The organism is Citricoccus sp. GCM10030269 (assembly GCF_042665635.1).
Taxonomy (GTDB): Bacteria; Actinomycetota; Actinomycetes; order Actinomycetales; family Micrococcaceae; genus Citricoccus.
Genome location: NZ_JBHTCV010000002.1, coordinates 204,062 through 216,804 on the forward strand (window position 1 = coordinate 204,062; position 12,743 = coordinate 216,804).

General features: G+C 67.6%; 13 protein-coding genes. All 13 read right to left on the reverse strand.

Going from position 1 to position 12,743, the window contains the following annotated elements; all coding sequences use genetic code 11:
- Positions 1 to 17: 17 nt before the first annotated feature.
- The gene (locus ACFQQD_RS04030) at positions 18 to 2,012 is read right to left on the reverse strand and encodes a M13 family metallopeptidase (RefSeq protein ID WP_378086479.1); all 1,995 of its coding nucleotides are present in this window, start codon (positions 2,010 to 2,012) and stop codon (positions 18 to 20) included.
- 95 nt (positions 2,013 to 2,107) lie between these two features.
- Complete coding sequence (locus ACFQQD_RS04035) at positions 2,108 to 2,572, reverse strand: SRPBCC family protein (protein WP_378087500.1); 465 nt, start codon at positions 2,570 to 2,572, stop codon at positions 2,108 to 2,110.
- 40 nt (positions 2,573 to 2,612) lie between these two features.
- The gene (gene panC, locus ACFQQD_RS04040; protein WP_378087503.1) at positions 2,613 to 3,497 is read right to left on the reverse strand and encodes a pantoate--beta-alanine ligase; all 885 of its coding nucleotides are present in this window, start codon (positions 3,495 to 3,497) and stop codon (positions 2,613 to 2,615) included.
- 162 nt (positions 3,498 to 3,659) lie between these two features.
- Positions 3,660 to 4,556, reverse strand: coding sequence for a Rossmann-like and DUF2520 domain-containing protein (locus tag ACFQQD_RS04045; protein WP_378086481.1), 897 nt, complete (start codon positions 4,554 to 4,556; stop codon positions 3,660 to 3,662).
- On the reverse strand, positions 4,553 to 6,244 hold the full coding sequence (locus tag ACFQQD_RS04050; RefSeq protein WP_378086483.1) for a PH domain-containing protein: 1,692 nt from the start codon (positions 6,242 to 6,244) through the stop codon (positions 4,553 to 4,555). Before ACFQQD_RS04050 ends, ACFQQD_RS04045 begins: the two co-directional genes overlap by 4 nt.
- Positions 6,241 to 6,756, reverse strand: a complete 516-nt coding sequence (locus ACFQQD_RS04055) for a PH domain-containing protein (RefSeq protein WP_378086485.1) — start codon at positions 6,754 to 6,756, stop codon at positions 6,241 to 6,243. Before ACFQQD_RS04055 ends, ACFQQD_RS04050 begins: the two co-directional genes overlap by 4 nt.
- Positions 6,734 to 7,285 carry a DUF3180 domain-containing protein gene (locus ACFQQD_RS04060; protein WP_378086487.1) on the reverse strand — a complete coding sequence of 184 codons (552 nt, stop codon included), beginning with the start codon at positions 7,283 to 7,285 and terminating at the stop codon, positions 6,734 to 6,736. The genes ACFQQD_RS04055 and ACFQQD_RS04060 overlap by 23 nt, the downstream gene beginning before the upstream one ends.
- Positions 7,282 to 7,842 carry a 2-amino-4-hydroxy-6-hydroxymethyldihydropteridine diphosphokinase gene (gene folK / locus ACFQQD_RS04065; RefSeq protein ID WP_378086489.1) on the reverse strand — a complete coding sequence of 187 codons (561 nt, stop codon included), beginning with the start codon at positions 7,840 to 7,842 and terminating at the stop codon, positions 7,282 to 7,284. Before folK ends, ACFQQD_RS04060 begins: the two co-directional genes overlap by 4 nt.
- Positions 7,839 to 8,204: a dihydroneopterin aldolase gene (folB, locus tag ACFQQD_RS04070; RefSeq protein WP_378086491.1), complete on the reverse strand. Its 366-nt coding sequence runs from the start codon at positions 8,202 to 8,204 to the stop codon at positions 7,839 to 7,841. The genes folK and folB overlap by 4 nt, the downstream gene beginning before the upstream one ends.
- Before the next feature lie 11 nt (positions 8,205 to 8,215).
- Positions 8,216 to 9,127 (reverse strand): dihydropteroate synthase, encoded by a 912-nt coding sequence (gene folP, locus ACFQQD_RS04075; RefSeq protein ID WP_378086493.1) that lies wholly within the window; start codon positions 9,125 to 9,127, stop codon positions 8,216 to 8,218.
- A 71-nt stretch (positions 9,128 to 9,198) separates the two neighbouring features.
- Positions 9,199 to 9,807, reverse strand: a complete 609-nt coding sequence (gene folE, locus ACFQQD_RS04080) for a GTP cyclohydrolase I FolE (protein ID WP_378087505.1) — start codon at positions 9,805 to 9,807, stop codon at positions 9,199 to 9,201.
- A 132-nt stretch (positions 9,808 to 9,939) separates the two neighbouring features.
- A complete protein-coding gene (gene ftsH, locus ACFQQD_RS04085) occupies positions 9,940 to 12,021 on the reverse strand; it encodes an ATP-dependent zinc metalloprotease FtsH (RefSeq protein ID WP_378086496.1) in 2,082 nt (693 codons plus the stop codon).
- A 168-nt stretch (positions 12,022 to 12,189) separates the two neighbouring features.
- A complete protein-coding gene (hpt, locus tag ACFQQD_RS04090) occupies positions 12,190 to 12,741 on the reverse strand; it encodes a hypoxanthine phosphoribosyltransferase (RefSeq protein ID WP_378086498.1) in 552 nt (183 codons plus the stop codon).
- Positions 12,742 to 12,743: the final 2 nt, after the last annotated feature.

Consider the following 12,743-nt stretch of genomic DNA (forward strand, 5'->3'; position numbering starts at 1 on the left):
TACGTGCCCGAGGCCCCCTACCAGATGGTGACGCGGGCCTCAGGCTCCAGCCACATCGCGTCGCCCGGTTCAGTGCCATAGGCCCGATGGAACGCGTCCAGATTCTTGACCACCTGGTTGCACCGGAACTCGTTCGGCGAGTGCGGGTCGGAGGTGATGCGGGTGATGGCGGTCTCGGTCCGCGTCAACTGTCGCCAGCATTCGGCCCACGAAGCGAAGAAGGCCCGGTCCTGCTCGGCAGAGTCGTCGGCAACACCAGCGGAACCGTGCTCTTCGCGCCAGATGCCGAGCGCCTTGTACGCGATGCCCAGACCGCCCAAGTCGCCGATGTTCTCCCCGAGTGTCAGCTCGCCGTTCACGTGGTAGTCGGGTGCCTCGGCGGGGCTGAGAACCTCGTACTGATCGACCAGCTGACGGGTGCGCTCCTCGAAGGCTTGGCGGTCCGCATCGGTCCACCAGTTCTCGAGCGAACCGTCACCGGCGTACTGGGAACCCTGATCATCGAACCCGTGACCGATCTCATGGCCGATGACCGCGCCGATCGCCCCGAAGTTCTCCGCCGGGGACCGATCCGGATCGAAGAACGGGGGCTGGAGGATGGCCGCCGGGAAGACAATGACGTTCTCCAGGGGCGAATAGTAGGCATTGACCGTCTGCGGGGTCATGTGCCACTCCTCGGGATCGGGCCCGGTCTCGATCTTGGACAGGTCGCGCTCGAACTCGAAGGCGGTGGCGGCACGGACGTTGGCCACCAGATCCTCGGGGTCCACGGCCAGACTGGAGTAGTCGATCCACTTCACCGGGAAGCCGACCATGGGTCTGAACATGGACAGCTTCTCCAGGGCCTTCTGCCGGGTCTCCTCCCCCATCCATTCGAGGCTGCCGATGGAACGGCGGTACGCCTCCATCAGGGCCGAGATCAGCTCGTCCATGGCGGCTTGGTGGCCTTCGGGGAAATGCTCGGCCACGTAGAGCCGGCCGACATCCTCCCCCACGGCGCCGTTGACGAAGGCGACCCCGCGCTTCCAGCGTGGCTTGACCTCCTCGGTGCCGGCGATCTTCCGGCCGTAGAACTCGAAATTCTCCTGGACGAAGGCCTCGGTCAGGTAGGGCGCGGCCGACCGCAGAATCTGCAGTTGCAGCCACAGCTTCCAGGTGCGCAGGTCCTCACTGAGCAGCAGTTGCTGCATCTCGGCCAGAAAATCCGGTTGCCAGGCGACGATCTCGGTGCTGCGGGACCCGGCCGCGCCGATCCCTTCGAGCCAGCGCTCGGCCAGGGGGAATGCCGCGAGCAGAGCAGAGCGCTCCATCAGGTTGTAGCGGGCCACGGCATCGCGCACCTTCACCACATCCCAGTGGGCAGCGGCGATCTTGACCTCGAGATCCACCACGAGATCGGCATCCAGCTGGGCTTCGTTCCGATCACCGCCGATTCCGGCGAGCATGAACAGGTTGTCCACGTGCTGGCGGTACTCCGCGAGCAGGTCGGCGAACTTCTCTTCACGGTAATAGGACTCGTCCGGCAGCCCCAGCCCGTCCTGCACGAGATGCAGGAGCATGCGTTCGGGACGTCCGGCATCGTTCATGACGCCGCAGCCGATGAGGCCACTGACGCCTTCGCGCTGGAGCCGGCCGGAAAGCTCCAGGAGCTCCTCGGGACTGGAGACGGTCTCCACGTCTGCCAGGTCGGCCGCGATCGGTTCCAGACCGCGCTCCTCCACCCGCGACTCGTCCATGAAGGAGGCGTACAGCGCACCGATGCGCTGGCGCGCGCCGTCGTCGTTGTTTCCGGCCGTGAAAGGCCCCGGTTCCCGATGGGCACCAGGCCCGGACCAGAAATGGGACGCGGCGTCCTCGGCCAACTGGCGCACGGCGAGTTCGGAGGCGTCCCGCAATTCCATGAAGGCGCCGTAGGCCCCCTGGTCGGCCGGGATGGAGTGGGAGTCCAGCCAGGCACCGTTGACGTGCCGGTACAGATCCTCGCGGGCGGTCGGCTGGCTGGTTTCAGTCACGGGTGCTCCTTGTCAGGCCGGGCATGTCCCCCGATCCTAACGGTGCGACGGCACCGGCTTCAGCCGGAGTCCGCCCGGGTGACCTCCGGAACGGCTCAGACGAGGGACTGCAGTCGCGCCAGCGATTCGTCCATCTGCTCGGAACTGATCGCCGGGAAGATGTTCTTCTCCAGCAGGTTCTGATCCGTGACCTCGGACCAGTCGTAGGTCAGCGAGACCTCGGTGGTGTCCTGGTCCACCGGCTCCAGGCGGTACACCCACTGCCACCCCGGAGGTTCCGTGCCGAGGGGTGCGGGCTTCCAGCCGACGAGCTTGTTCTCGTCGTAGGCGACCACGTGGTTCTCCATCTGGTATTCGCCATTGCTGGACTGCATGTTCATGGTGAAGACGTCCCCCACCTGCTGGATGCGCTGGGACTTCTCATCCGAACGCACCATGCCGGACCCGTCGAACTCGTGATGCCGGGCCGGCAGGGTCAGGATCTGGAAGATGTCCTTGGAAGGGGCCTCGATGGTGCGGGTGACGGTCTGCTGCTTCTCGCCGTGGGCGGTCTCATTCATCGTCATGGTGCTCACCCTAACTCTGGTCAACGGCGAGACATCAAGAGCGGGCGTCCGGCGGCGGGTTTGAAGGCGTGACGGCGGGCAGGATGCAGTTGTCGATGAGCCGGACCGGCTGGATGGTGGCGGCCACCAGAGCCAGGGCCTCCCGTTGCAATGGTCGGTGCAGTTCCTCCGGGCTCAACGGTTCGAGGGTGGCATGGTCCACCACCTCGAGGTAGTCCAGATGCGCGAGCGGCTCGTCCCGGATCATCGTCCGAGCCACCTCCACGTCCAGCACCCGGCCGGCGTCCGCCGCTTCTCGCAATGAACGCAGAGCCCGGCTGAGCACCAACGCGGCTTCGAGCGACTCCGGGGACAGGCGGGTGTTCCGACTCGACAGCGCCAGCCCTTCGGGCGAGCGGATCAGCGGGACCGCCCGGACCTCCAGGTCGAAGTCGAGATCGGACTGCATGCGGCGCAGGATGGCCAGTTGCTGGGCATCCTTCTGCCCGAAGTAACTGCGCAACTGAGCCGGGGCCGGAGGCATGGCGGCATGCCAGAGTTTGGCGACGACGGTGCAGACGCCGTCGAAGTGCCCCGGGCGCGAGGCACCTTCCAGCACCTCGCCCATGTGGCCGGCGGAGACGGTGACGACCGGAGCGTGGGGGTAGCCCGGGTACATCTCCTGCACCTCCGGGGCGAAGACCAGGTCACAGCCCTCGGCGCCCAGCAACTCGCGGTCTGAAGCCAGGGTGCGCGGATAGTGCTCCAGATCCGCCGGGTCGGCGAACTGCAGTGGGTTGACGAACACCGTGGCGACGACGATGTCGTTTTCCTCGCGAGCCTGGCGCACCAACCGAGCGTGACCGCCGTGCAGGGCGCCCATCGTCGGGACGAGACCCACGGTGGGGAAGGGCACCCCGGAGGCGACGGCGCTGTGCACGAGGGCGGCGAGAGCGCTGCGGAAAGCCGACGTGGTGGCGTGCACCGGGGGCAACGGCCGGCTCGAGTCCGACGTCGAGGCGGTGTCCTCCAGGGTCAGGCCGGTGCCGGTCGGGATGGGCGCGCGGTCGGGAACGTGGTCGTACGGGGTCACAGGCCGAGTCTAGGACCCCGCGAGCAGGTCCAGGAGTTCGGCGGCCGTCGTCTCGGACAGCGCCCCCCGGGCGAGCGCGCGTTGCGTGGTGGCGCGCGCCATGGCGCGGTAGGCGTGCCCGACGTCGGCCGGGATCCCCTCGCCGTCGAGCACGGCCAGGTGCCGGCTCACCGTGCCCACGTCACCGCGAGCCACCGGGCCGGTCAGGGCGCCGTCCCCGTTGGTCAGGGCGTTCTCGAGCGAGGCGTTCATCAGCGACGAGAGCATCCGGTCCGTGCGCTCCACGCCGATGGATCTCAACAGCTCTGCGGACTGGGCCGTGAGGGTGACCAAGTGGTTCGAGGCATGGGACAGCGCGGCGTGATAGGTGCCGCGGTCCTCCTCGTGGATCACGGCCGGTTCGCCGCCCATCTCGACGACGAGCGCCTGGGCCACCGGCAGCACGACGGGGTCCGCGGTGACGCCGAAGGTGCAGTCGACCAGCCGGGCGAGATCCAGGCTGAGGCCGGTGAAGGTCATGACGGGGTGAATGGCCAAGGGGATCGCACCGGAGGCCCGCACCGGATCCAGCACGGAGACGCCGTGACGGCCGGAGGTGTGGATGACCAGATGCCCGGTCTGGAAGTGACCGGCGTCGGCGAGGCCGGACACCAGCTCCGGCAGGACGTCGTCGGGAACGGCGAACAGCACCACCTCGGAGCGGCGCAGGATCTCCGGAATCTCCAGGATCGGCACCTCGGGCAGCAGCGACTCGGCCCGGGAACGGGAGGACTCGGAGACCGCGTGGACTCCGGTAACGGCGTGGCCGGCATTGCGCAGTGCGGCGCCGAGGACGGCTCCGACCCGGCCGGCACCGACGATGCCGACACCCAGACGCCCCGGACGGTTCTGCGCGGCCTCGCTCACTGGTCGACCGCCTGCTGATCAACGGCCTGCCGGGCGCGCTGTTCGAAGCGAGCCAGCTCCTCGGTCCGCATCCACTGATTGCGGTCACGCATGCGCCGGGAGACGGCCGCGATCTCCGCCTCCTCCAGGTAGAGCCGGGCCGCGACGTCGGCGTCGGCATGGTGCAGCCTCGCGTCCACCGGTCCGGGCGTGGAGTGGAATCGGAGTGTCGCCACCCCCAGTCGGCGCTCGAGCGGTCCCTGGTGCAGACCAATGGACTGGATCCGCTCGTGCGGCAACAGCACCAGGTGGCGCTCCAGCCGTCCGGAACGGAGCATCAGCATCGTGCTGGTGGAGCGGTAGGCGTTGCGCCGCCACGTCAGAGGATCCAGCCACCACACGCGGCGTGGTGAGCAGGTGAACCCGTTGCCGTCACCGGCGCCGACGATGCCCTCGGTGATCACCTCGGGGGCGTCCTCCACGCCTGGATCCGGAGCGACCACGGACAACACCCGCATGACGTCCTCCAGGAGGCCCACCGGGAGCACCACCGACTTGTCCGCGCCGCTGCCCTCCGTGGCGGCACCGTAACCGGCGACGTTGACGATCACCCGGTACCAGCCGAACGGTCGCCACAACAGGCTCTGCTGAATGCGCACGGCCTGGACCCGCCCCGGTGGAACGGTCTGCTGTGAGGTCTCGAGGAGTCCGTAGCGCAGACGCATGCCGTCCGGAGAGGTGGCCACGGTGAAGTTGTAGCCCTTGTTGAACCCGGACCAGACGTAGCCAACCAGGGAGAACGCAAAGGGGATCATGGCGAAGAGCAGTACGCGCCACCAATTATCCTCACCGGTCTGCGGAACCGTCGCGTCCAGAATCGCGGCGCCGGCCACCATGACCACGAGGATGAATACCATCACGACCATGCCCGTGGACAGCACCAGCGAACCGATCATCTGCCCCACGGGCACCTGCAGCATCACCTGCTCGGGAGCCTCCGGCATCAACGACGGCGGCGCGTCCGGCCCCGGTCCCGCCTCGGGGGCGGACACCGCACCGGCACCTGGCTCGGCACCCCGCTCGGAACCCGGCTCGGCACCCCGCTCGGCACCCGACCCGGCGCCAGGCTCGGTTCCCACCTCCGTGGCGGAGGGGGCCGCCGCGCCCTGCTGCGCCGCCTGCCGGGGAGGCACACCGGCCCTGATACCGGCGGCGCGCCCCATGATCTCGGCGCGCAGAACCCGGGCTTCGTCTTCCTTGATGTACGACAATTGCATGGCGGTCTCGCCGCCGTCGGCCGCCTCGAATTTCAACTCCGCCAGGCCAAAGATGCGCGCCAGCAGGGGCTGCCGGATGTCCACGGCCTGCACACGGTCATAGCGCACGCGACGGTGCTGGCGGAAGATGACTCCGGTGTCCAAGAGAACCTGCTCTTCGGCGAGCTGGTACTTCGTGAACCGCCACGAGAAGTAATAGATCACCAGCATCACCACGAAAATGCCGCCATAGATGGCCAGCGAGATCCACAGGCCCCGGGCGGCTTGGGTGTCGCCGGCGCCCATCAGTGCTCGGACCATGTCCTCACCGAAGGACTGGGTGGCGAAGAACAGCATCGCCACCAAGACGACCCAGCCGCGCACCCACGGGCTGATGGGGTGAACGCGGTGCCAGTCGCCGTCGGCGGCCTCGGGGCGGGCAGGCTGAGTCACAGCCCGGCCAGTCGCGCCTGTCCGCGGGCCATGAGCTGGTCGCGGAGCCGTTCACTGTCCTCGGCCGGAATGCCCTCAACCGTGGCATTGGTGCTGGCCGAAGCGGTCTGCAACTCGAGCGACCGGATGCCAAAGCGCCGTTGCACCGGGCCCTCCTTGACGTCGAGATACTGCAGACGGCCATACGGCACCGCCAGCACCCGGCGGAACCACAGACCCGATGTGAACAGGAAGTCGTCCTCCCGTTCGGCGAATCCCATGGCGCGCACGCGGCGTGGGACGAGGATCATCTGCACCAGCCCCCAGAGCACCACGACCGCCGGCACCGCCCAGGCGAGCCAGACCGGATATCCGGGCCAGACACCGAGCAGCTTCAACACCAGGGGAACAGACACGACGGCGGCGGTGATCACCGTGCCGATGACCTCACCGACGAGTTTGGCCGGGATCAGCTGGGGGGACACCGGGGTCCACTCCACTCCCGCGAGATCAATCGCCGTTCGTGCGGGCATATCCGCCTTCCCCCTCGGTGCCGTAGGCCGGACCGGTGGTCCCCGGAGTCCCGTCACCATTCTGATCTTGTCCGTTCGCGGCGCCGTCCGGCCCGTCTTCCGGGGGCAGCCGGCAGAACTGTTCCACGATATATCCCACGATAACCAGAACGAGTCCACCGACCACCATCAGCAGGGCGTCGTTCACCGTGGGAGTCCCGAACCCGGTGGCCGTTGTCAGATGCACCAGCACCCCGGCGTGCCAGCCGGCGATCAGTGATCCCGCATACGCGCCGGCCTGCGCGAGCGCCAGCGTGCGGGTGGCGACCAGGGGATTCATCCGTGCGGCCGCCGGTCGCTTCTTGTCCAGCTGCACCCGGATGCCCAGGATCAGCACGAGCAAGGCGACCGCCGCCAAGGTGATCACCGAGGACGGGACCAGCACGGGCGAGACCACTCCGGCACCGGCGGCCAGCACTGCGGCCGCCCAGCCGAGAACGCCTGAGCTGAGCAGAATGAGCAGGAGCCACAGGGGACGGATGCCGTTCATGAGCCTGATTCTCCTGAGGTCTCCGTGGGCAGTCGCCGGACGGTGCCGGCGTCGTCGGCCTGCGCCGCGAGGACCGCGACGGACGAGCCGTTCAGTGTCGCCTCCGGCTGCAGCCAGGACCACGGCGCGAGCACGAAGGCGCGCTGGTGGGCACGGGGATGCGGCAGGGTCAGGACCGGGTCTGAGGAGGTCACCTGGTCGTAGACGATGACGTCGATGTCCAGGGTGCGCGGCCCCCAGCGGATCTCGCGAGTGCGGTGATGTGCCTGTTCGATGACGTGGCCGGCGGTCAGCAGCGCGCGTGGAGACAAGGTGGTGTCCAGGGTGAGCACCAGGTTCAGAAAGTCCGGCTGGTCGGGCGGGCCGCCGACCGGTGAGGTCACCGCAACCGGCGAGACTCCGGTCACTTCGATCCCGGGGGTCTCCGCCAGAGCCCGCACTGCGGACTGCAGCGTCTGCGCCGGCTCGCCCAGGTTGGCGCCGAGCGCCAGGACTGCCGGCACAGACCGGTCCGGAGCACGCTCCAGATCGGCGTTCGGTGCCGCGGTTCCCGTCACGGCCGGCTCCGGCGCACGGTGACGGCGACGTCGGCGAAGTCCGCCTCGATCGGTGCGTGCGGCTTGTGCACCGTCACCTCGACGGCAGCCGCCACCGGCTGTTCGTCCAGAACGTCGCGGGCGATCCGGTCGGCCACGGATTCGATGAGGTCGAAGGACTCCCCCGTGATCACGCGCAGAACAGCCTCGGCGATCTGTGCGTAGTTGACCGTCAAGGAGAGATCGTCGGCACGGGCGGCCGGAGTGGTGTCCAGGTGCACCACCACGTCCGTGGTGAAATCCTGGCCGTCGCGTTTCTCCTCGGGGAAGACACCGTGGAATCCGCGAGCCGTGAGTCCCGTCAGGGTGATGCTGTCATCCATGGGCGCGCTCCTCAGGCGGTGCCGAGCCAGGCGCGTGCCGTCCTGACGGCGTCCAGCGAGGGCTCCACATCGTGGACGCGCACCCCCCAGGCACCGTGCACGGCGGAGAGCGCCGAGACGGCTGCCGTGGCGTGATCGCGAGCTTCCGGTGCCGGCTCATCCCCAGACTCATTGGCCAGCAGACTGCCGAGAAAGCGCTTGCGGGAGGCGGCGACGAGCACCGGAGACCCGAGCTCCCGCAGTCGGTCGAGCCCGCGGAGCAGTTCCCAGTTCTGCTCTCCGGCCTTGGCGAAGCCCAGCCCGGGGTCCAGGATGATCTGCTCGGGCCGCACGCCGGCGGCCACGAACCTGTCCTTGAGTTCGGAGAGCTCGCGCACCACGTCCTCGACCACATCGTCATAGACGGCCAGGGAGTCCATGGTCTTCGCGTCCCCGCGATTGTGCATCAGGATGTATGGGGCACCAGTGCGGGCGATCAGCTCGGGCATCTCCGGTTCGTGATGGAGCCCGGAGACGTCGTTGATGATGACGTCACCGAGTTTCAGGGCGGCTTCGGCCGTGACCGTGTGCATGGTGTCCACCGAGACCACCACACCCGCCCGGACGAGCGCCTCAATGACGGGCAGAATGCGGTTTTGCTCGGTGAGCGGATCGATCGCTTCCGCCCCCGGACGAGTGGACTCCCCGCCCACATCCACGATGTCCGCGCCGGCATAGTGCAGTCGCAGTCCCTGCTCGATCGCGGCATCGGTGGCCAGATACGCCCCGCCGTCCGAGAACGAGTTGTGCGTGACGTTCAGGACACCCATGACCACGGTGCGGTCGGTGGGCAGGTCGTGCACGGTGCGGCGCCGGACCTTGCGCACCACGCTCAGCGGACCCGTGGCGGGTCCGGTTCCGGTCTGTGCTGCCATCGAGTCCATCGGGCAGGTCCTTTCGTCACGGGGCCACCGCTCGCCGGTGGCGCACGGAGACGTTCGGCGGGCGGAGTGGATCAGGTGCGCAGGATCAGGCTCATTGCCTCAGACCGAGTGGAGGCGTCCCGAAGCTGGCCGCGCACGGCGGACGTGACCGTCTTGGCGCCGGGTTTGCGGACACCGCGCATGGACATGCACATGTGTTCGGCCTCAATGACCACCATCGCCCCTCGAGGGTGCAGATGGGTCATCAGCGCCTCCACGATCTGTGTGGTGAGCCGCTCCTGGACCTGGGGCCGGCGGGCGAAGACCTCGACCAGACGGGCGAGTTTGCTCAGACCGGTGACGCGGCCCTCCGTGGAGGGGATGTAGCCGATGTGGGCGGTCCCGTGAAAGGGAACCAGGTGGTGCTCACAGGTCGAGTAGAAGGGAATGTCCTTCACCAGGACGAGTTCCTCGTGCGAGATGTCGAACGTGGTGCCCAGGATGTCCGCGGGATCCTGCTCAAGACCGGCGAAGAACTCGGCATAGGCCTTGGCCACCCGGCTGGGGGTGTCCTGGAGGCCCTCCCGGTCCGGGTCCTCACCGATGGCCTCGAGGATGTCCCGCACGGCAGCCTCGATGCGCGGCCGGTCGATTCCGGCCGGAGGCAACTCGCCGTCCTCGTCCGCGGCAACGGCCGGCAGGGTGTTCTGGGTATCGTCCACGATTCCGATCCTAGTGGTGAGTCACCCGGCCCTCGACCGGTGTGAGAAGAGCACGGCGCTTCGGCACGCGAGTGCGTGCGGAGTCCGCGGAGAACAGTCGGGTCGACTGCCTCAGGGTACGTCGGTGGGCCCGGGAGCCGGCCCGCCGGGGGCGCCGCCGTCCGAGTCTCCGGGCAATTGGCCCCCGGGTGTGGGGTCCACCGTGGGAGTCAGCGAATCCGACGTCGACTCGGGGTCCACCGGGGCGTCGTCGTGTCCGTTCTTCTCGGCCCGCTCCCGGCGTTCGGCCGGGGACAGCACCGGGGGTTTCCGAGACACCGGGCGGGTGTCACTGGAGAGCCACACCTCGCGTGGTTCGCGCTGGCGGACGTTCGCGAAGATCTCGGCGATCCTCGCCTGGTTCAGGGTCTCCTTGTCCAGCAACTCGTAGGCGAGCTCGTCCAGGATGTCCCGATTCTCACTGAGGATCCAGTAGGCCTCGTCGTGGGCCTCATCCAGCAACTGGCGCACCTCGGCGTCCACTTGTGCGGCCACCTGTTCCGAGTACTCACGGCCGCCGCCCATGTCCCGGCCCATGAAGGGTTCGCCACTGCCGGTCCCGAGCTTGACGGCGCCGATGCGCTCGCTCATCCCATATTCGGTGACCATTTTCTTGGCCGTGTCCGTGGCCTTGGAGATGTCGTTCGAGGCGCCGGTGGAGGGATCGTGGAAGATGATCTCCTCCGCCACCCGGCCGCCCATGGCATAGGCGAGCTGATCGAGCAGCTCGTTGCGGGTGACGGAGTACTTGTCGTCCTCCGGCACCACCATGGTGTAGCCCAACGCCCGCCCGCGCGGCAGGATGGTGATCTTGGTGACCGGCGCCGAATTCCGCAGTCCGGCGGCGACCAGCGCGTGACCGCCCTCGTGATAGGCGGTGACCTTGCGCTCATGCTCCTTCATCAGGCGCGAGCGCTTTTGCGGGCCGGCCATCACGCGATCGACGGCTTCATCCAGAGCACGGTCGTCGATGAGCTGTGCGTTGGACCGCGCGGTCAGCAGGGCGGCCTCGTTCAGGACATTGGCCAGGTCCGCGCCGGTGAATCCGGGAGTGCGCTTGGCCAGGGAACGCAGGTCGACGCCGGGGGCCATCGGCTTGCCCTGCGCGTGCACACTGAGAATCTGGTGGCGGCCCTCCAGATCCGGAGCCTCGACCGGGATCTGGCGGTCGAAACGTCCCGGCCGCAGCAGCGCCGGGTCCAGCACGTCCGGCCGGTTGGTGGCTGCGATGAGGATGACGTTGGTGTTCACGTCGAAGCCGTCCATCTCGACCAGCAGCTGGTTCAGCGTCTGCTCGCGCTCGTCGTTGCCGCCGCCCACGCCGGCGCCACGGTGACGTCCGACGGCGTCGATCTCGTCCACGAAGATGATGGCCGGGGAGTTGTTCTTGGCCTGCTCGAACAGGTCCCGCACGCGGGAGGCGCCCACGCCGACGAACATCTCCACGAAGTCGGAACCGGAGATTGAATAGAACGGCACCCCGGCCTCGCCGGCCACGGCCTTGGCGAGCAGGGTCTTACCGGTGCCGGGCGGGCCGTAGAGCAGCACGCCCTTGGGGATCTTGGCGCCGACGGCCTGGAACTTGGCGGGCTCGGCGAGGAAGTCCTTGATCTCGTGGAGCTCCTCCACGGCCTCCTCGGCGCCCGCGACGTCGGAGAAGGTCACCTGCGGCATGTCCTTGGTGATCAGCTTCGCCTTGGACTTGCCGAACTGCATGACCTTGCCGCCGCCGCCCTGCATCCTGGACATCAGGAACCAGAACACCAGCGCGATGAGAATGAACGGGACCATGAAAGACAGCAGCGACAACAGCCAGTTGTTCTGCACCGGCTCGTCCGTGAACCCGTCCAGGTTGGACTCGTCGATCGCGTCCACCACGTTTCCGGCACGGGCGGTCGAGTAGTAGAAGTAGACCTCTTCACCGAGGTCTTGCCCATCCTGGGAGTAGGGTTCGCGCAGCGTCAGATCGACCCGCTGGTCCCCGTCCTGGATCTTGGCCTGTTCGGCCTTATTCTCCTGCAGCAGGGTCAGACCGACGTTGGTGTCCACCCGCGCCGAGGACCCCTGCGTCAAGGCGGGGATGATCAGCATCAGGAAGACGGCGGCCAGGACGATCCAGACGATCGGGCCCTTGAAGACCTTTTTGGCGTTCAACAACTCTCCTGACCTTTGACCTGCTGTGCGGACACGGCGCGTCCGCCGGGTACGGACTCGGCGGGCGGTGGCACAACGCTACAGCCGTATCCGTCCACGGTACCGGGCGTCAGTCTACGGCGGTGTGCCGAACGCCCCTCGTTCGCGAACGGTGGAAATGTCAGCGCCTCAGGAGTAGACGTGCGGTGCCAGGGTGCCGATGAAGTCCAGGTTCCGGTACCGCTCGGCGAAGTCCAGGCCGTAGCCGACCACGAACTCGTTGGGGATGTCCCGCCCGACGTACTTGACGTCGATGTCCACCTTCATGGCCTCCGGCTTACGCAGCAGAGCGCAGATCTCGACCGAGGCGGGGCCACGGGATTCCAGGTTCGTCTTGAGCCAGGACAAGGTCAGCCCGGAGTCGATGATGTCCTCGACGATGAGCACATGGCGCCCCATCAGGTCGGCGTCGAGGTCTTTGAGGATGCGCACCACGCCGGAGGACTGGGTGCCGGATCCGTAGGACGAGACGGCCATGAAGTCCACGGTCACGTGTGAGTGCAGAGCCCGGGACAGATCGGCCATCACCATCACCGCCCCCTTGAGCACCGCGACGAGCAAGACATCCTTGCCCTCGTAGTCGCGGTCGATCTGTGCTGCGAGATCCTTGACGGTCTCCTGGATCTGCTCGGTGGTCATGAGCACATGATCGAGGTCGCCGTGCACATCCTGTACGTCCATGC